This is a genomic window from Microbacterium sp. CnD16-F, from assembly GCF_024124465.1.
Lineage (GTDB): Bacteria > Actinomycetota > Actinomycetes > Actinomycetales > Microbacteriaceae > Microbacterium > Microbacterium gawkjiense.
On the sequence record NZ_JAMXSA010000053.1, the window covers coordinates 1 to 18,628 of the forward strand.

The window sequence follows — 18,628 nt, forward strand, 5'->3', positions numbered from 1 at the left end:
GGTCGCGCGGCGGGGTCGAGGCGTGCCCGCCGAGTTCCCGCGCGGTGAGGTGCACGGTCATGACGCCGCGCTCGGCGACGCCGATCACGGCGGTGGGCACGTGCACCCCGGGGATCGCGCCCTCGACGACCGCGCCGCCCTCGTCGAGCACGAGCGAGGGCCGCACGCCGCGCTGCCGCAGGACCTCGACGATGGCCTGGGCGCCGTCGCCGGCGACCTCCTCGTTGTGGCCGAAGGCGAGGTAGACGTCCCGCTGCGGCGTGAACCCCTCGGTGACGAGGGCGTCGACGGCTTCGAGGATCGCGACGAGAGCGCCCTTGTCGTCGACCGCACCGCGCGCGTGGATCTCGGCGTCGTCGCCCGCCCCGACCGTCTCGGCTCCGAACGGGTCGCGGTCCCACTCGTCCGCGACGACCGGCACGACGTCGATGTGCGCCATGAGGACGAGGGGAGCCGCGGCATCCGCTCCGCGCCAGCGGTAGAGCAGCGAGTAGCCGCCGACGACCTCGCGCTCGAGCGCGCCGTGGAGCGCGGGGTAGAGCCGCTCGACGGCGTCCCGGAAGCGGACGAACGGTGCACCCTCGGCATCCGGTTCCCCCGGCGGCATCGACACCGTCGGGATCCGCAGCAGCTCGCGGAACCGGTCGAGGGCGGCGGCGTCGGGACGGGTCACGATCCGACTCTAGATCCGGCGCGCACGCTGCGCCGGTAGGCTCGGGCGATGACCTCTCTTCGCTGGGGAATCCTGGCCACCGGCGGCATCGCGCACGCCTTCACCTCGGACCTGAAGACGGCGGGGCGCACCGTCACCGCCGTCGGCTCGCGCCGGCTCGACTCCGCGCAGGCGTTCGCGGAGCAGTACGGGATCCCTCACGCCCACGGATCGTACGAGGATCTCGTCGCCGACCCCGAGGTCGACATCGTCTACATCGCGACCCCGCACAGCCACCACCTCGCGGGCGCCGCACTCGCCCTCGAGCACGGCAAGCACGTCCTCATCGAGAAGCCCCTCACGCTCGACGCCGACCAGGCCGTCGCGATCCGCGACCTCGCCGCCGATCACGGTCTGCTGGCGATGGAGGCGATGTGGACGCGCTACCTCCCCCACATGGTGCGCCTGCGCGAGATCCTCGCCGACGGCGTCATCGGCGAGGTCCGCCTCGTGAGCGCCGACCACACCCAGAACATCACCGACGACCCGAGCCACCGTCTCAACGACCTCGCGCTCGGCGGGGGCGCGCTCCTCGACCTCGGCATCTACCCGGTCTCGTTCGCCTGGGACGTCCTGGGCGCACCGGCCGAGATCCGCGCCACGGCGCAGCTGGCCGCGACCGGAGCCGACACCGACGTCGCGATCGCGATGCTGCACGCGAACGGCGGCGTCTCCTCGCTCCTCACCTCCTCGCGCGCGGCCGGCGCCAACGCCGCCCAGGTCGTCGGCACCAAGGGACGCATCGAGATCGACGGCGTCTTCTACGCGCCGACCACGTTCCGTGTGTTCGGGGCAGACGGGGCGCTCGTCGAGGAGTTCCGCACCGAGATCGACGGCCGCGGCATGCAGTTCCAGGCCCTTCACGCCGAGCAGCTCATCGCGCAGGGGCGCACCGACGGCGACATCCTCCCGATCGCGCAGAGTGTCGCGATCATGAGCACGCTCGACGAGATCCGCCGGCAGATCGGCGTCGTCTACCCGCGCGGCTGACGCCGCGGCTCAGGCCGGGTCGCCGAGCTCACGGCGGCGCCGGGCGAGTTCCGCGCGCAGCCGCTCCTCCTCGATCTCGCGCTCGAGGTCGGCGAGCTGCTGCTCGGTCGAGCGGGACTCGTGCGCGCGCACCGGCGGCGCGGCGGGTTCGCTCGCCCAGGGGGCGAACTGCGGCGGACGACTGACCTCGCGCCGCGGGTACTCGCGACCGATCGTGAACCACAGCACCGTCCCGAGGAACGGCAGCAGGATGACGACGAAGAGCCAGACCGTCTTGGGCATGTGCTTCACGAGGCTCTGATCGCGCGCGATGATGTCAACCAGCGCGAAGATCATCCCGGCCAGTACGACGAGCGAGACCAGATAGGGCATGCGCCCGAGTCTTTGAGTCAGCGGTGAACGACCGCATCCCCTCCTCCGCGTCGGGAAGAGGGGATGCGGTCGGCCGGTGAGCGGGCCGGTTCAGCCGGTGGTCAGGGCACCGATGAGGCCGCTCACGACCATGTAGAGACCCACGGCGCCGCCGCAGATCCACATCGTGATCCGCGCGGTCGTCGGACCGGGTCGGTCGAGGTCGCCGCCCGTGGGTGGATTCTTCGCCATCTCAGTGGCCTGCCCGACGCTTGTTGTAGACGTCGAAGGCGACGGCGAACAGCAGCACGAGACCCTTCACGGCCTGCTGCCAGTCGATGCCGATGCCCATGATCGACATGCCGTTGTTCAGGACACCGATGATGAGACCACCGATGATCGCGCCGCCGATCGTGCCGACACCGCCCTGCACCGCCGCGCCGCCGATGAAGGCCGCCGAGATCGCCTCGAGCTCGAAGCCCTCACCCGCCTTGGGACCGGCGAGGTTGAGGCGCGCGGTGAAGATGAGGCCCGCCAGTGCGGCGAGGACACCCATGTTCACGAAGAGCCAGAAGTCCACCCGACGCGTCTTGATGCCCGACAGCTCCGCCGCGTGGCGGTTGCCGCCGATGGCGTAGATGTGACGGCCGAAGACCGTGCGGTTCATCACGATGCCGTAGACGAGCACGAGGACGGCGAGCACGATCAGGGTGACCGGGATGCCCTTGTACGAGGCCAGCGCGAGGGTGAACCAGCCGATGACGACCGCGACGAGCGCGAGCTTGGCGATGAACCAGATGAGCGGATCGACGTCCTGGTCGTACTTCTGGCGGCCGAGGCGCGTGCGGACCTGCTGCACCGCGAGGGCGACGATGGCGACCCCACCGATGACGAGGGTGAACAGGTCGGGGTCGGACTCGCCGAACAGCCCCGCGAGGAAGCCGTTGCCGAGCGCGCGGTACTCCGTCGGGAACGAGCCGATGTTCTGGTTGCCGAGCACCACGAGCGCGAGGCCGCGGAAGATCAGCATGCCCGCGAGGGTCACGATGAAGGCGGGGATGCCGACGTACGCGACCCAGAAGCCCTGCCAGGCGCCGACGAGGGCACCGATCAGGAGCGACAGGATGATCGCGACGCCCCAGGGCAGTCCCATGTCGACCGCCAGCACACCCGACACGGCGCCGATGAAGGCCGCGACGGACCCGACGGACAGGTCGATGTGGCCGGCGATGATGATCATCACCATTCCGATCGCCAGCACGAGGATGTACCCGTTCTGGACGACCAGGTTCGACAGGTTCTGCGGTCGCAGCAGGATGCCGTCGGTGAGGATCGCGAACAGGACGACGACCGCGATCAGGGCGATGAAGATGCCGTTGCGGCCGAGGTCGGACAGGACCGTCGCCAGCCAGCGGGTGACGCGGTTGTCGGACGGATGGATGCCGCCGCCGGCGGCGGTCTCCGTGGAAGTGGTGTTGGACATGTGTGTCTCCTGCCCCGTCAGCGGGGCTTCTCCATGGTCATGAGTTTGAGGACGTGTTCGGGGGTGGCCTCGCTGATCGGCACCTCACCGGTGATCCGACCCTCCGACAGCGCGTACACGCGGTCGGAGATGCCGAGGAGTTCGGGGAGCTCCGACGAGATGACGATGACGCCCTTCCCTGCGGCGGCGAGCTTGTTGATGATCGTGTAGATCTCGTACTTCGCTCCGACGTCGATGCCGCGGGTGGGCTCGTCCAGGATGAGCACCTCGGGGTCGGAGTAGATCCACTTCGACAGGACGACCTTCTGCTGGTTGCCGCCCGAGAGCTTCCCGGTCTTGGCGAGCACGGTCGGCGCCTTGATGTTCATGCTCTTGCGGTACTGGTTGGCGACGGCGAACTCCTCGTTGTCGTCGACCAGCCCCGCCTTCTCGAGCTTCTTCAGCGACGCCATCGAGATGTTCCGCTTGATGTCGTCGATGAGGTTCAGTCCGTAGGTCTTGCGGTCCTCGGTGGCGTACGCCAGTCCGTTGGCGATGGCCTCCGACACCGTGCGGGTGCGGATCTCCTGGCCGCGCATGAAGACCTTGCCCGAGATGCGGGTGCCGTAGCTGTGGCCGAACAGGCTCATCGCGAACTCGGTGCGGCCGGCGCCCATGAGGCCGGCGATCCCGACGATCTCGCCCGCGCGGACCGTGATCGACACGTCGTCGACGACGACACGGGTCGGGTCCTGCGGGTGGTGCGCGGTCCAGTTCTCGACACGCAGCAGCTCGTCGCCGATCTGCGGTTCGTGGTCGGGGTAGCGGTGCTCGAGGTCGCGACCCACCATGTCCTTGATGATGCGGTCCTCGGTGACGTCGGACTTCGCGATCGTCTCGATCGTCTTGCCGTCGCGAATGACCGTGACGGCGTCGGCGACCTTCTTGATCTCGTTCAGCTTGTGGCTGATGATGATCGACGTGATCCCCTCCTCGCGGAGGCTGAGGATCAGATCGAGCAGGTGATCGGAGTCCTCGTCGTTCAGGGCGGCGGTCGGCTCGTCGAGGATGAGGAGCTTGACCTCCTTCGAGAGCGCCTTGGCGATCTCGACGAGCTGCTGCTTGCCGACACCGAGCTGGTTGACCTTCGTGGTGGGGTTCTCGCGCAGTCCGACGCGCTTGAGCAGCTTCGCCGCCTCGAAGTTGGTCTTGTTCCAGTCGATGAGGCCGCCGGCGCCCGTGCGCTCGTTGTTGAGGAAGATGTTCTCGGCGATCGACAGGTAGGGGCTGAGCGCGAGCTCCTGGTGGATGATGACGATGCCGCGCGCTTCGCTGTCGCGCAGGCTCTTGAACTCGACGACGTCGCCGGCGTAGTGGATCTCGCCGTCGTAGGTGCCGTGCGGGTAGACACCCGACAGCACCTTCATGAGCGTCGACTTGCCGGCTCCGTTCTCGCCGCAGATGGCGTGGATCTCGCCGCGCTGGACGGCGAAGTTGACGTTCGACAGCGCCTTCACGCCAGGGAACGTCTTGGTGATGCCGCGCATCTCGAGGATGGTCTCGGTCACGATCTCCGACTTCCGTGAGGGATGGATGGGGGTGCGTCGGCGGCGAGGCGAACCTCGCCGCCGACGCGGATGGTCAGTGGCGGACCCGGGTCAGAGACCCAGCTCCTCCGCCGTCCAGTAGCCCGTGTCGACGAGTGCCGACTGGACGTTGTCCTTGACGACCGGGACCGGGGCCAGCAGGTACGACGGGACGACCTTGACGTCGTTGTCGTACGTGGTGGTGTCGTTGGTCTCGGGCTCTTCGTCGTTCAGCACGGCGACGGCCATGTCCGCGGCGACCTTGGCCAGCTCGCGGGTGTCCTTGAAGATCGTCGCGTACTGCTCGCCGCTCAGGATGGCCTTGACCGAGTCGACCTCGGCGTCCTGACCGGAGATGATCGGCCACTCCTCACCGACGGAGTAGCCGGCGTCGGCGAGAGCCGAGATGATGCCGCGCGAGATGCCGTCGTAGGGCGACAGGACGGCGTCGACCTGCGTGCCGTCGCTGTAGTTGGCCGTGAGGATGTCCTCCATGCGGCTCTGCGCGGTCTCGCCGTCCCAGCGGAGCGTCGCTGCCTGCTCGATGCTCGTCTGGCCCGACTTGACGACGAGCGTGCCGTCCTCGATGTAGGGCTTCAGCACGTCCATCGCGCCGTTGAAGAAGAAGAACGCGTTGTTGTCGTCCAGCGAGCCGGCGAACAGCTCGATGTTGAACGGCCCCTCAGGCGCGTCGTCCAGCTTGTTGCCCTCGAGGTCGGTCAGGCCGAGACCGTTGAGGACGGTCCACGCCTGCTGGTTGCCGACGAGCTCGTTGTCGAACGTCGCGTAGTAGTCGACGTTCTCGGTGCCCTTGATGAGGCGGTCGTAGGCGATGACGGGGATGTCGGCATCCGCCGCGTTCTGCAGGGCCTCGGTCAGCGTCGTGCCGTCGATCGAGGCGACGATCAGCGCCTCGGCGCCCTTGGTGATCATGTTCTCGATCTGCGAGACCTGGGTGGGGATGTCGTCCTCGGCGTACTGCAGGTCGACCTTGTAGCCCTGGTCCTCCAGTGCCTTCTTGACGGCGTCGCCGTCCTGGATCCAGCGCTCGGAGCTCTTGGTCGGCATCGCGACGCCGATCAGGCCGCCGTCGCCGCCGCCCTCGTTGCCGCCGCCGCTGGTGCCACCGCCGTTGCCGCCGGCGCATGCCGTGAGTGCGAGGGCGCCGGCTGCGAGGCCGACGAAGATGATCCTCTTTAGTTTCACTGTGATTCCTTTCCCGTTGACTTCGGTGTCGTGGTGTTCGGTTGGTGCATGACCCCTGCCGGGGTCCTGTGGGTGGTGGCCGCGCCCGGTATCGGGCTACCGGCGGCCGTCGGTGATCGGTTCCCGCAGGTCGCGAGCGCGGCCGGAGAGGTCCGCGATCGTCTCGGGCGAGAGGGGCTCGATGGGTCCACCGACCGCGGCGAGTGCAGCGGTGCGGGCGACGCCTTCGAGCACCTGCGCGACACGGGCCGCCTCGCGGGCGGAGCCGGCCGCGCAGAAGGCGCCGAGACCTGCGACGAGGACGACGGAGGCGCCGTCGCCGCGGAGCGCCTCGACGAGCGCCGCCGGGTCGACGCGCGGACCGGCGAGGACAGGCACCGTGCCGCCGAACTCGCGGGCGGACTGGGCGGTGACGCAGGGAATCTCCTGCCCGCGCGCCGCCCAGGCGGCCGCGTGGCCGGTCTCGAGGTGGACGAGGGCCATCGTGTCCGGGAGCTCGCGGAGCACCGTCGCGTAGAGCGCGACGTCGGCGGGGCGCGCGCCGCCCCCGCCGGGCGTCCCGGCGACGGGGGTGCCGGTGAGGGTGAGGACCATCATTCGCTCGGGCGCGAGATCGTCATCCGCGTCCACGGGTCGGGTGACGAAGAGGTCCGCGTCGGGGACGCGCTCGCACAGCGTGGCCGAGACGAGGCCGCGGCGGGACAGGTCGACCAGGAGGGATGCCACTCGCTCGCGGATGCGTGCGACGGCCACCTCGGTCTTCACCCCGCTCACGTAGCGCTCGTCCTTCGACGCCATTGCCGACTCCCTTGTCCTGCGCGGTCCGATCCACTCGGCCGGGTGACGGCCATGTGACCGTTCACATCGGAGACTATGCACCCAAGGCCGCGGCGATGTCAAACACGACGCGCCGAGAGGGTCAGAGTCGGGCGACCGCCGCGGTCGACGACCGGACGACGAGCTCCGGCGTGAGCATGGGAAGCGCTGCGGACCCCGCCTCGTCGAGCAGGATCTCGACGCACCGGCGGCCGAGTTCGGCGAAGTCCTGACGCACCGTCGTAAGCGGCGGCCAGAAGTGGCCCGCCTCGGGGATGTCGTCGAACCCGACGATGCTGATGTCGCGCGGACAGTCCAGGCCCTCGTCGCGCACGGCGTGCAGGAGCCCCAGCGCCATCTGGTCGTTGGAGGAGAAGATCGCCGTGAAGTCGCGGTACCGCAGCAGCTCGCGCCCGGCGTAGTAGCCGAAGTCGGCGGTCCAGTCCCCCAGGATCGGCGCGGTCGTGGCGATGTCCCACGCGCTGATCTCCTCGAGGAAGCCCGTCATGCGGGCCTCCGCCTCCATCCAGTCCTGCGGCCCCGCGAGGTGGTAGATCGAGCGGTGGCCCAGTTCGATCAGGTGGCGTGTGGCCAGTCGGGCGCCCGCGACCTGGTCGACGGCGACGGAGTGGCCCGCGTCGGGATCGGTGGACTGCAGCGTCACGAACGGCACGTCGACGGCGTGGGCGGAGATCGCCCGGATGACGCGCACCTGGGGCGCGATCACGACGAGGCCCTCGACGGACTGGGCCATGAGGTGCGAGATGCCGTCGGGGATGGACTGGGGGTCGCCGGGGTCGATGTTCGCCGTCGACACCCAGTAGCCCCGCGCCTGCGCGGCCGCTTCGATCGCGGCGATGGAGGAGGCCGGGCCGTACTGCGTCGCCGACGCCGCGAGCACGCCGATGGTCCGCGACCGGCTCGTCACCAGCGCACGGGCCGCGCGGTTCGGGCTGTACGAGAGGTCCCGCATCGCCGCCAGAACCCGGTCCCGCGTCTCCGGCCGGATGCTGGGGTGGTCGTTCAGGACGCGGGACACCGTCTGGTGCGAGACCTCCGCGAGGCGCGCGACATCGCGGATACTCGGTCTCCGACCGGCGGCATCGTCGCTCATCGGGCCCCTCGCTGAATGTTCACGGTCACATCGATTCGACGCCATTATGCACGTCCCGACCTCCAGGGCACCCTACTCCCCTGTCGTGACGGGGCCTCGCGTGTGACAAGACGGCCTGTCACATCGCGCCCGCCGCCGCCTAAGCTGACCGCATGTCCGACCTCTCGCGCCACCTGCCCCTCAGCAACCGGGAGCGCACGGACGAGTCCGCGGTGACTGGCGACTGGAGAGTGGCGCTCGCCGACGTCGTCGCGCTCGCAGCGGGCCTCGCGCGATCTCAGGACGACGCCGACCGTTTCCTCGCCGAGGCCGGTCTGGGATCCTCCGCGGGGACACCGCTCACCGAGGTGGTGGCGGAGATCCGCGGCGGTCGGCGCCGCCGCATCCGCTCCCTCGTCGACGCGACACGCGCCCTGCTCGTCCTCGCGGGCGATCGCCCGGTCGCACTCCCGCCCACCCTGAGCGGGGCCGTGGCGCTGTATGCCGTCACACGCATGCCCTTCGAGCGGCGCGCCGCCGTCGCCGGGTCGACCTTCTCCGCGGACGACGCCGGGTGGGCGCTCGGGCGCGGTCCGGTGCGGACGGCGACGGCCCGCGACATCCTCGACTTCGTCCTCGGCCTCAGCGACACGGTTCCCGGAACACCTCGCGGCCCCAAGCTGTAAGACTGGGGGGATGCCGGATTCCTCCACTCCTCGCGTCGCGGTCTACCTCGATTTCGACAACATCGTCATGAGTTGGTACGACCGGGTGCACGGTCGCAACAGCTACTCGCGGGACCGGCAGCGGATCACGGCGGATCCCGACGAGAAGGAGATCGCCGACCGTCTCGCGGCGGCGATGATCGACGTCGGCGCGATCATGGACTACGCCGCCTCGTTCGGCACCCTCGTGCTCACCCGCGCCTACGCGGACTGGTCGTCGCCGGTGAACTCGCTCTACCGGCAGCAGCTCGTCGCCCGGGCGGTCGACCTCGTGCAGCTGTTCCCGGCGGCGGCGTACGCGAAGAACGGTGCCGACATCCGCCTCGCCGTCGACACCGTCGAGGACCTCTTCCGCCTCGAGGACCTCACCCACGTCGTCATCGTCGCCGGCGACAGCGACTACGTGCCGCTCGCGCAGCGGTGCAAGCGCCTCGGCCGCTATGTCGTCGCCGTCGGGGTCGCCGGCTCCACGGCCAAGTCGCTCGCCGCCGCGTGCGACCAGTTCGACGCGTACGACGCGCTCCCGGGTGTGACCCTCGCCCACCCCGAACCCGCACCCGAGGCCGCTCCCAGCGCTGGTCGGCGCCGACGCAAGACGGTCGACCCCGTCGAACAGCTCCTCTCCCGCGCACTGCGGCTCGAGCACGAGCGCACCGACGAGGAGTGGGTCCACCTCTCGGCCGTCAAGAACCTGCTCAAGCGCATGGACCCCTCCTTCAGCGAGAAGGCGCTCGGCCACCGCTCCTTCTCGGACTTCGTCAAGGACCACCCGAAGGTCGCCGAGCTCGACGAGACCACCAACATCGTCCGCGTCCGCCTCATCGACGCCGCCTGACCCGCCCGGGGCCGGACGCGCGCCTCGCGCGGTAGGGTGTCCCCGTGGCTCGCCGGTCAACACCGCCCGGCTCGCAGTCCTCGCTGCGAGAAGCGAATCGTGCACGTCTGCTCGATTCGCTCAAGCGGCATGGGCGCCTGACGCAGATCGAGCTCGCGGGCGCGACCGGCCTCTCCCCCGCGACGGTGTCGAACATCGTCAAGGAGCTCACCGCGACGGGCGTCCTCCACACGTCCTTCACCTCGCGGAGCGGGCGGCGGGCGACCCTCGTCTCGCTCGCCCGCCAAGTCGGCCTCGTCGCCGGTGCGCACTTCTCCACCCGCAAGCTGCACGTCGCGATCGCGGATGCCACGCGGTCGGTCGTCGCGGAGACCTCGCTGCCGCTGGCTCCCGACCACCGGCACGACGCCGAGCTCGACCGGCTGAGCCTGCTCCTAGGCGACATGGTCGAGGGCCTCGGCGGCTCCCTCTCCGACCTCTTGTCCGTGGGCCTGGCGCTCCCGGCACCCGTCGATCCGCGCACCTCCGTCATCTCGACTCCGGGGCTGCTCCCGGGGTGGGACGGCGTCGACATCGCCCGCAGCCTGTCGGCCCGCATCGGCCGGCCCGTGCACGTCGACAGCGAGGCCAATCTCGGCGCGCTCGCCGAGGCGCGGGAGGGCGCTGCCCGCGGCGCCTCCTCCTCGGTCTACATCACCGTCGGGCACGCCATCAGCGCGGGACTGCTCGTCGACGGCGACCTCTTCCGCGGGGTGAGCGGCCGCACCGGCCAGATCGGCCACATGACGATCGACGAGAACGGTGCCCGCTGCCGCTGCGGCAACCGGGGCTGCCTCGAGACCGTGGCGGCCGGCCCGGCGCTGCTCGCGGGCTTCAGCGAAGCCGACGGCATCCATCGCCTCCGCGACCTCGTGACGGCGGCGGGCGACGGCGTCGCGGCGGCGCAGCGGACGATCGCGGATGCCGGGCGTCACATCGGCATCGCCGCGGCGAGCCTGTGCAACCTCATCGACCCCGAACGCATCGTCGTAGGCGGCGAGCTCGCGCGGGCAGGAGAGATCCTCCTCGCACCGCTGCGCCACTCGCTCGAGCGTTCCATCCTCGGCGGCGGAGTGCCCGAGATCGTGGCGTCCGACTTCGCGGAGTGGGCCGAGACCCGCGGGGCCATCGCGCTCGCGCTCGATCACGTCGCCGTCGACGCCGAACTGGTCGCGTTCTCCGCATGAGACGGCTACTCGCCGCCCTCGTCGTCGTGGGGGCCACGGCCGCCGCACTCTCGGGATGCGCGCTCTCCGACACCGCGTCCGGCCGCACCACGATCGCCCTGCTCCTGCCCGACAAGAAGACCGCCCGCTACGAGACGTTCGACCGACCGGTGTTCGAGGAGCGCATCGCCGAATCGGGCGACGCGCAGGTGCTGTACACGAACGCGGATCAGGATGCCGCGCGGCAGCAGCAGCAGGCGGAGTCCGCGCTGGCGGCCGGTGCCGCCGTCCTCGTCCTCGACCCGGTCGACGGTCGCGCGGCGGCGTCGATCCTCGCGGCGGCGACCGCCGAGGGCGTGCCGGTCGTCTCTTACGACCGGATGATCGTCGGCGGCGGGAAGCCGGCGTACTACGTCTCCTTCGACAACGAGCGCGTCGGCGAGCTGCAGGCCGACGCCCTCGTGGCGGGCCTCGAGCGCGAGGGTCGCACGGACGGCGGCATCCTCATGGTCCACGGCTCACCGACCGACAGCAACGCCGCGCAGTTCCGCGCGGGCGCGCGCCGGGTCATCGCCGACGCGGGGCTCCGGATCCTCGCCGAGTACGACACTCCCGATTGGAGTCCCGACAAGGCGCAGGCCTGGGTGGCGGGGCAGATCGCCCAGTACGGCGACGAGATCGTCGCCGTGTACGCCGCCAACGACGGCACCGCGAGCGGCGCGATCGCGGCCCTCCGCGCCGCCGACGTCTCGCCCGTCCCGCTGGTGACCGGTCAGGACGCCGAGCTCACGGCGCTCCAGCGCATCGTCTCGGGCGACCAGTTCATGACCGTCTACAAAGCCCTGCGGACCCAGGCGACGATCGCCGCCGACGTCGCGCTGCAGCTCGCGAGCGGTGAGCGCCCGGCGGGCGACACGACCGTCGACGGCATCCCCGCGACCCTCCTCACCCCGGTCGCCGTCACCGTCGACGACATCGCCGACACCGTCGTCGCCGACGGGTTCTGGACCGTGCAGGACATCTGCACCCCCGCCTATGCCGAGGCCTGCGCTGCGGCGGGGCTGGAATGAGAGCACCCGCGTGAGCGTCTCCTCCCGTCGCACCGGCGACCACGTCCTCACGATGCGCGGCATCGACAAGCGCTTCGGCGCCGTGCGTGCGCTCAGCGGGGTGGACTTCCGCGTCCGCGAGGGCGAGGTGGTCGCCCTCGTCGGCGATAACGGCGCCGGCAAGTCGACGCTCGTGAAGGTCCTCGCCGGTGTGCACCCCGCCGATGCGGGCACGATCGAGCTCGACGGCGACGTCGTGCAGCTCTCCACCCCCGCCGACGCGCAGGACCTCGGGATCGCGACGGTGTTCCAGGACCTCGCCCTCTGCGAGAACCTCGACGTCGTCGCGAACCTGTGGCTCGGTCGTGAGCTCCTCGAACGCGGTCGCCTCGACGAGGTCGGCATGGAGGAGCGGACCTGGATGCTGCTGCGCGAGCTCGCCGCGAAGATCCCCTCCGTGCGGGTACCCGTCTCCACCCTGTCGGGAGGCCAGCGCCAGACGGTCGCGATCGCGCGGTCGCTCATCGGCGAGCCGCGCATCGTCATCCTCGACGAACCGACCGCCGCCCTGGGTGTCGCCCAGACCGCGGAGGTGCTGAACCTGATCGAGCGCCTGCGCGACCGTGGTCACGGCGTGGTGCTCATCAGCCACAACCTGACCGACGTGCTCGCCGTCGCCGACCGCATCGTCGTGCTGCGCCTCGGGCGCAACAACGGCGAGTTCGACGCCGAGGAGGCCACGAGCGAGGTCCTCATCGCCGCGATCACGGGCGCCCTCGACGTCGCGAGGCCCGCGCCGCTCCCCGACGAGCCCCGCGCCCCCGTGATCCCGCTGTCCGGGGCGCGGCGCCGGACGGACGGCGACCGGTGAACCGCGACGCGGGGGTGATCGCCCTGACGCTCGCCCGGGTGCGGTCGGGCGACGTGGGGCGGATGCCGGTGGTCCTCGCCCTCGTCGTCATCGCGGTCGTGTTCCAGACGCTGAACCCGGTCTTCCTCACGAGCCGGCATCTCAGCGATCTGCTGATGCAGTGCGCGGCGATCGGCACGATCTCGCTGGGCATCGTGCTCGTGCTCCTCATCGGCGAGATCGACCTGTCGGTGGGTTCGATGTCGGGTGTGGCAGCCGCGATCCTCGCCGTGGGCGCGGTCCAACTGCAGTGGCCCCTCCCCCTCGCGATCGGTGCGGCGATCGCCGCGGGGTGCGTCGTGGGGGTCTGCTACGGGGTGCTCCGTACGAAGCTCGGCTTGCCGAGCTTCGTCGTCACGCTCGCGGGCCTGCTCGGTCTCCTCGGCGTCCAGCTCTGGGTGCTGGGCGACGCGGGGTCCATCAACCTTCCGTTCGATTCGTGGATCGTGCAGTTCGCCCAGCAGATGTACCTGCCGCACTGGCTGGCGTACCTTCTCGCCGTGGGGACCGCGCTCGCCTACACGGCGACCCTGCTGCGCCGCGCACGGCGCCGCGCCGCGGCGGAGCTCGAGAGCGAGCGGACGCTCACGATCGTCGTGCGCGGAGCGCTGCTGCTGATCGGTCTCGTCGGCGCGTCCTGGTATCTGGGACTCTCGCGCGGCGTCGGCGTCATGTTCGTGGTGTTCGTCGTCTTGGTCGTGGCCGCCCACCTCGCCCTCACCCGCACCCGGTGGGGGCGGTCGGTCTTCGCCGTGGGCGGATCGATCGAGGCCGCCCGACGCGCCGGCATCCGCGTCGACCGCGTCGTCGTCTCGGTGTTCGTGCTGTGCTCGGCCCTCGCCGCGACCGGCGGGGTGCTCGCGGCCGCGCGGCTCGCCGCCGCGAACCAGAGCACCGGAGCGGCCGACACGAACCTCAACGCGATCGCCGCCGCCATCATCGGCGGCGCGTCGCTCTTCGGCGGCCGCGGCTCGGCCTTCGCCGCGCTGCTCGGCGTCGTCGTCATCCAGGCGATCTCGGCGGGGCTGACGCTGGTGAACCTGAGCTCTGCCGTGCAGTTCATGGTCACCGGGGCGGTGCTGGTCTTCGCGGTCGCCCTCGACGCGGTGACACGTCGCTCGCGGCTCGGATCGGGCGCCGGATAGCGCGTCGCACGCACGGCACGGGGCGCGGTCGGTCCGCCGCCCATCGGGTCGTCGGCGGTGACGAAAGCGTTATGTTCACATCTTGACTTCATTTCGTGAACGCATCAAGATCATCGTCAAGCGCGATGCCGCGCTCGTTTGATTTCACTGTCGAAAGGCGAACGATGAAGAAGTCCCTGTCCGTCGCAGCAGTCCTGGGGGCCGCTGCACTCCTGCTCGCCGGCTGTTCGTCCGCGAGCACCCCGGCACCCGCGGGCTCGAGCGGCGGGGCCGAACCGGCCGAAGCCGGCCGTGCGTGCGTCATCCTCCCCGACGCGGCGTCCTCGCCCCGCTGGGAGAACTTCGACCGCAAGTACCTGGATGAGGGCCTCAAGGCCGCCGGCTTCGACGTCGACATCCAGAACGCGCAGGGCGACACCTCGAAGTACGCGACCATCGGCGACCAGCAGCTCACCCAGGGCTGCGGCGTGATGTTGCTCGTCGACTACAACGGCGCCGCCGTGGGTGTCGCCACGAAGGCGAAGTCCCAGGGCATCCCCGTCATCGCCTACGACCGCCCGTTCCAGGGCGCCGACTACTACGTGTCGTTCGACAACGTCGAGGTCGGCCGACTCGAGGGCCAGACCGTCCTCGACGGCCTGAAGGCGGCCGGCAAGGACCCGAAGACGGCCGTCGTCTACTACATGGGCGGCGACCCCACCGACGGCAACGCGGCCATGTTCAAGAAGGGTGCCGTCGAGGTCATGGAGGCGGCGGGCATCAAGCCGACCGCCGAGCCTCCGGGCGTCTGGGACGGCGCCAAGTCGCAGACCAACTTCGAGCAGGCGCTCACCGCCAACGGCGGCAAGGTCGACGGCGTCTGGGCCGCCAACGACACCAACGCCGACGGCGTCATCAAGGTGCTCCAGGACCGCGACCTCACGGGTGTCGCCGTCTCGGGCCAGGACGCCAACGTCGAGGGCCTGCGCAACATCCTCACCGGATGGCAGACCGCGACGGTGTACAAGCCGGTCAAGGATGAGGCCGAGGCGGCGATCAAGGTCGCGACCGACCTGCTGAAGGGGTCGACGCCGTCGGCCGACCAGAAGCTCGAGGACGGCACGCCCTACATCGCGGTCACCCCGCAGCTCGTCGGACCCGACAAGGTCAAGGACGTCGTCGCCGCCGGTGACGCCTCGGCCTCGGACGTCTGCTCCGGCGAGATCGCCGGCGTCAGCCTCGCCGACAAGTGCGCCGAGTTCGGCGTCGAGTGATCTGACGAGGGTGGGGATGCCGCGACCCGCGGCATCCCCACCCTCCCTGTCTGCGCGACACCCCGACCTCTCAGGAGAACCCGCATGAGCGAACCCATCATCGAACTCCGGCGCGTGACGAAGTCCTTCGGCCCGGTCAGCGTCCTCAAGGGCGTCGACCTCACGGTCCGACCGGGCATGGTCACCGCCCTCGTCGGCGACAACGGCGCCGGCAAGTCCACACTCATCAAGGGCCTCGCCGGTGTGCAGCCCTACGACACCGGCGAGATCCTCGTCGACGGTCAGGAGCAGTCGCTCCGGACCCCGCGTGAAGCCGGTGCGCTGGGCATCGAGGTCGTCTACCAGGACCTCGCGCTCTGCGACAACCTCGACATCGTCCAGAACATGTTCCTCGGCCGCGAGGAGGTCATCGGCGGGACGTTCGACGAGGGCCGAATGGAGAAGGAGGCCTCCGACACCCTCCGCTCCCTCTCGGTGCGCACCGTCAAGAGCGTGCGGCAGAAGGTGTCGAGCCTGTCCGGCGGTCAGCGGCAGACCGTCGCGATCGCCCGCGCCGTGCTGAAGAAGGCGCGGGTGGTCATCCTCGACGAACCCACGGCCGCCCTCGGCGTCGCGCAGACCGAACAGGTCCTGAACCTCGTCCGCCGCCTCGCCGACCAGGGTGTCGCGGTGGTCCTCATCAGCCACAACCTGGCCGACGTCTTCGCGGTCGCCGACGACATCGCGGTCCTCTACCTCGGCCAGATGGTCGCGCAGGTCGCCACCACCGAGACCACCCGCGACGACATCGTCGGCTACATCACCGGAACCAAGGTCCCCCCGGGCGTGCAGCTCGTCGGGACGTCCACGATCCCCGTCGGAGGCGACGCATGAGCACCAGCACCCGGACCGCGGCGGCACCCGACCCCGTCGTGAGCGACCTCATCGGCAGCGGCGTCGAAGGCGGCGTCGGCGACCAGGTACGCGCCTGGCTGCAGCGGGTGCGCGGCGGCGAGATGGGCGCGCTCCCCGCCGTCGGCGGCCTCGTCCTCCTCGTCATCCTCTTCAGCATCCTCAGCCGGTTCTTCTTCACCCCGGTGAACTTCGCGAACCTCATGAGCCAGGCGGCATCCCTCGTCGTCCTCGGCATGGCGCTCGTGTTCGTGCTGCTGCTCGGCGAGATCGACCTGTCGGCCGGTGTCACCGGCGGCGTGGGCATCGCGTCCTTCGTCGTCCTCAACGTCAAACTCGACATCCCCTGGCCGATCGCGCTCGGGCTCGGCCTGCTCATCGGCCTGGCGACGGGAGCCCTGATCGGCTTCCTCGTGGCGAGGATCGGCATCCCGTCCTTCGTCGTCACGCTGGGCCTGTTCCTCGGGTATCAGGGCCTCGCCCTCCTCATCATCGGCGCGGGTGGTCTCTACCCGATCGAGGCTCCCGAGCTGCTGGCCCTGCAGAACGGCCGGCTCCCGGTCTGGGGCGGCTGGGTCATGCTCGGCGTCATGGTGCTCATCTCGGGCGGACTGTCGTTCTGGGACCGGCGCCGCCGGACCCGGGCGGGCGTCCCCAACCGGCCGATCGCGCTCGTGTGGGCCAAGCTCGCGGTGCTCCTGATCCTCGGCGGGGCCGCGGTGTTCGTCCTGAACCTCAACCGGTCGCAGTCGATCATCCCCATCGAGGGGGTGCCGATCATCGTGCCGGTCGTCCTCACGATCCTGTTCATCGGCACGTTCGTGCTCGACCGCACCAAGTTCGGACGGTACGTCTACGCGATCGGCGGCAACGCCGAGGCCGCGCGTCGCGCCGGCATCAAGGTCCGCTGGGTGAAGTGGTGGTGCTTCGTGATCGCCTCGGGCCTGTCGGTCGTCTCGCTGCTGTTCAACCAGACGCGTGTCGGCTCGGTCGACGGCGCGGTCGGACGCGACATCGTCCTCTCGGGTGTCGCGGCGGCCGTCGTCGGCGGTGTGAGCCTGTTCGGCGGTCGCGGACGGCTGATCCACGCGGCGATCGGTGCGCTCGTCATCGCGATCATCATCAACGGGCTCGGCCTGCTGCAGATGGATGCCGGCTTCAACCTGCTGGTCACGGGCGGCGTCCTGATCCTCGCCGCCACCGTCGATGCGCTGTCGCGTCTGCGGACCGGAGGCGTCCGCACCTGACGCCCCCCTGCACGAAGGAGGCCCCCGTCCGCGCGGACGGGGGCCTCTCTCGTCTCAGCCGCGTGCGGACCCCTCATCCCGCGTCGACCACAGCGCCCAGGCGACGAGGACGGGCTGGAACAGCAGCCGTGCCCAGCGCGCCTTGTCGCTGTCGAGGCGGAAGCCGTCGCGCTTCCCCAGGGCCTGACCGATGTTGCCGGGGAAGATCGCGACGAAGAACGCCGCGAGAATGGCCCCGACGCGGCGCCGCTCCTTCGGGAGCGCGACGAGAGCCGCGCCCAGCATCATCTCGACGGCACCCGAGGCGACGACGACGCCGTCCTTGTCGATCGGCAGCACCTCGGTGACGAGGTCCGGCACCTGCGCCTGGAACTCCTTCCGAGCCCAGAACAGGTGGCTGAGGCCGGCGAACACCATGGCGCCGGCGAGTACCCAGCGTGCGAGAGTCTTCATCGTCCGAGTATCCCCCGGGTGAGGGATGCCGCGGCCCGGCGATACGCTCGACGGGTGACCTCCGCCGCGCCGTTCCCGTTCGCGCGCCTGTCCCGCCTCCCGGATCTCGAGGCTCCGGGGCTCGTCGCCGCCGACGCCGCCGACCGGCTGATCCTCGACGAGTCCGCCGACGCGCGCGCCGCCGCGGCCGCCGGGGAGATCGCGGTCGTCGGCGACGCCTACGGCGCCCTGGCCCTCGGTGCGGCATGGGACGGGGGCACCGGCATCCGCGTCCATCAGGACGCCCTTGTGGGCGAACGCGCACTCGCCCGCAACGCCGCGGCGCTGGGCCTCACCGGGCACGTGTCGTCGCTCCCGTTGAGCGCGGGGCTCGTCTCGGGGGCGCGGGTCGTGCTGCTGCGCCTGCCGCGGTCCCTCGACGCGCTGGACGACATCGCCGCGCTCATCGCAGCCCATGCCCACCCGGACGTCGTCGTCTGGGCGGGCGGACGCCTGAAGCACATGAGCCTCGCGATGAACGACGTCCTCGCCCGATCCTTCGACCGGCTCGACGTGACGCCGGCGCGCCAGAAGTCGCGGCGCGGGTCTGGCTCGCCGACGAGGGGTTCGAGACCGACACGTCGGGCGGCGGCGACGTCAACATCACGCCCACCGAGAACGCGCAGACGCTGACGCTGTTCCAGCAGGGCCAGCTCGACG

Annotated in this window: 20 protein-coding genes; 11 read left to right on the plus strand and 9 right to left on the minus strand. The window is 70.4% G+C overall.

All coding sequences use genetic code 11. The annotated features are described in order from the left end of the window. A partial coding sequence (locus NH287_RS12425) for a M20/M25/M40 family metallo-hydrolase (RefSeq protein WP_253035878.1) occupies positions 1-673 on the minus strand: 673 nt, incomplete at its 3' end. Between the two features lie 48 nt (positions 674-721). Between NH287_RS12425 and NH287_RS12430 the strand changes: the two genes are divergently transcribed. Next, positions 722-1,702, plus strand: coding sequence for a Gfo/Idh/MocA family protein (locus NH287_RS12430; protein WP_253035879.1), 981 nt, complete (start codon positions 722-724; stop codon positions 1,700-1,702). 9 nt (positions 1,703-1,711) lie between these two features. Here the strand turns inward: NH287_RS12430 and NH287_RS12435 are convergent, their stop codons facing one another. From NH287_RS12435 to NH287_RS12465, 7 genes are all read right to left on the minus strand, one after another. Then, positions 1,712-2,074: a PLD nuclease N-terminal domain-containing protein gene (locus NH287_RS12435; protein ID WP_253035880.1), complete on the minus strand. Its 363-nt coding sequence runs from the start codon at positions 2,072-2,074 to the stop codon at positions 1,712-1,714. Positions 2,075-2,164: 90 nt separating this feature from the next. Next, positions 2,165-2,305, minus strand: coding sequence for a hypothetical protein (locus NH287_RS12440; protein ID WP_253035881.1), 141 nt, complete (start codon positions 2,303-2,305; stop codon positions 2,165-2,167). A 1-nt stretch (position 2,306) separates the two neighbouring features. Beyond that, entirely contained in the window at positions 2,307-3,536 is a 1,230-nt protein-coding gene (gene mmsB / locus NH287_RS12445; RefSeq protein ID WP_253035882.1) for a multiple monosaccharide ABC transporter permease, read from the minus strand. 17 nt (positions 3,537-3,553) lie between these two features. After that, the gene (gene mmsA / locus NH287_RS12450; protein WP_253035883.1) at positions 3,554-5,083 is read right to left on the minus strand and encodes a multiple monosaccharide ABC transporter ATP-binding protein; all 1,530 of its coding nucleotides are present in this window, start codon (positions 5,081-5,083) and stop codon (positions 3,554-3,556) included. Between the two features lie 90 nt (positions 5,084-5,173). Beyond that, complete coding sequence (gene chvE / locus NH287_RS12455; protein ID WP_253035884.1) at positions 5,174-6,307, minus strand: multiple monosaccharide ABC transporter substrate-binding protein; 1,134 nt, start codon at positions 6,305-6,307, stop codon at positions 5,174-5,176. Between the two features lie 96 nt (positions 6,308-6,403). Then, the gene (locus NH287_RS12460; protein WP_253035885.1) at positions 6,404-7,105 is read right to left on the minus strand and encodes a class II aldolase/adducin family protein; all 702 of its coding nucleotides are present in this window, start codon (positions 7,103-7,105) and stop codon (positions 6,404-6,406) included. 121 nt (positions 7,106-7,226) lie between these two features. Next, entirely contained in the window at positions 7,227-8,237 is a 1,011-nt protein-coding gene (locus tag NH287_RS12465; protein ID WP_253035886.1) for a LacI family DNA-binding transcriptional regulator, read from the minus strand. Between the two features lie 152 nt (positions 8,238-8,389). Here NH287_RS12465 and NH287_RS12470 point away from each other — a divergent pair, with 152 nt between their 5' ends. The 9 genes from NH287_RS12470 (at position 8,390) to NH287_RS12510 (ending at position 17,476) form a co-directional block, all read left to right on the plus strand. Beyond that, entirely contained in the window at positions 8,390-8,902 is a 513-nt protein-coding gene (locus tag NH287_RS12470; RefSeq protein ID WP_253035887.1) for a hypothetical protein, read from the plus strand. A gap of 10 nt (positions 8,903-8,912) precedes the next feature. Next, on the plus strand, positions 8,913-9,776 hold the full coding sequence (locus NH287_RS12475; protein ID WP_253035888.1) for an NYN domain-containing protein: 864 nt from the start codon (positions 8,913-8,915) through the stop codon (positions 9,774-9,776). A 44-nt stretch (positions 9,777-9,820) separates the two neighbouring features. Further along, positions 9,821-11,002 (plus strand): ROK family transcriptional regulator, encoded by a 1,182-nt coding sequence (locus tag NH287_RS12480; RefSeq protein ID WP_253035889.1) that lies wholly within the window; start codon positions 9,821-9,823, stop codon positions 11,000-11,002. Then, positions 10,999-12,051, plus strand: coding sequence for a substrate-binding domain-containing protein (locus NH287_RS12485; protein ID WP_253035890.1), 1,053 nt, complete (start codon positions 10,999-11,001; stop codon positions 12,049-12,051). The genes NH287_RS12480 and NH287_RS12485 overlap by 4 nt, the downstream gene beginning before the upstream one ends. 10 nt (positions 12,052-12,061) lie before the next feature. Next, a complete protein-coding gene (locus NH287_RS12490) occupies positions 12,062-12,901 on the plus strand; it encodes an ATP-binding cassette domain-containing protein (protein ID WP_253035891.1) in 840 nt (279 codons plus the stop codon). Then, positions 12,898-14,085, plus strand: coding sequence for a sugar ABC transporter permease (locus tag NH287_RS12495; protein WP_217530511.1), 1,188 nt, complete (start codon positions 12,898-12,900; stop codon positions 14,083-14,085). Before NH287_RS12490 ends, NH287_RS12495 begins: the two co-directional genes overlap by 4 nt. A 164-nt stretch (positions 14,086-14,249) precedes the next feature. Continuing rightward, complete coding sequence (locus NH287_RS12500; protein ID WP_217530513.1) at positions 14,250-15,338, plus strand: sugar ABC transporter substrate-binding protein; 1,089 nt, start codon at positions 14,250-14,252, stop codon at positions 15,336-15,338. A gap of 84 nt (positions 15,339-15,422) precedes the next feature. Then, entirely contained in the window at positions 15,423-16,211 is a 789-nt protein-coding gene (locus NH287_RS12505; protein ID WP_217530515.1) for an ATP-binding cassette domain-containing protein, read from the plus strand. After that, entirely contained in the window at positions 16,208-17,476 is a 1,269-nt protein-coding gene (locus tag NH287_RS12510) for a sugar ABC transporter permease (protein WP_217530517.1), read from the plus strand. Before NH287_RS12505 ends, NH287_RS12510 begins: the two co-directional genes overlap by 4 nt. Positions 17,477-17,530: 54 nt before the next feature. On the opposite strand, the gene NH287_RS12515 is transcribed toward NH287_RS12510, so the two are convergent. Further along, positions 17,531-17,929, minus strand: a complete 399-nt coding sequence (locus NH287_RS12515; protein ID WP_217530519.1) for a hypothetical protein — start codon at positions 17,927-17,929, stop codon at positions 17,531-17,533. A 54-nt stretch (positions 17,930-17,983) separates the two neighbouring features. Here NH287_RS12515 and NH287_RS15495 point away from each other — a divergent pair, with 54 nt between their 5' ends. Beyond that, complete coding sequence (locus tag NH287_RS15495) at positions 17,984-18,601, plus strand: hypothetical protein (protein ID WP_374209391.1); 618 nt, start codon at positions 17,984-17,986, stop codon at positions 18,599-18,601. Positions 18,602-18,628 lie beyond the last annotated feature (27 nt).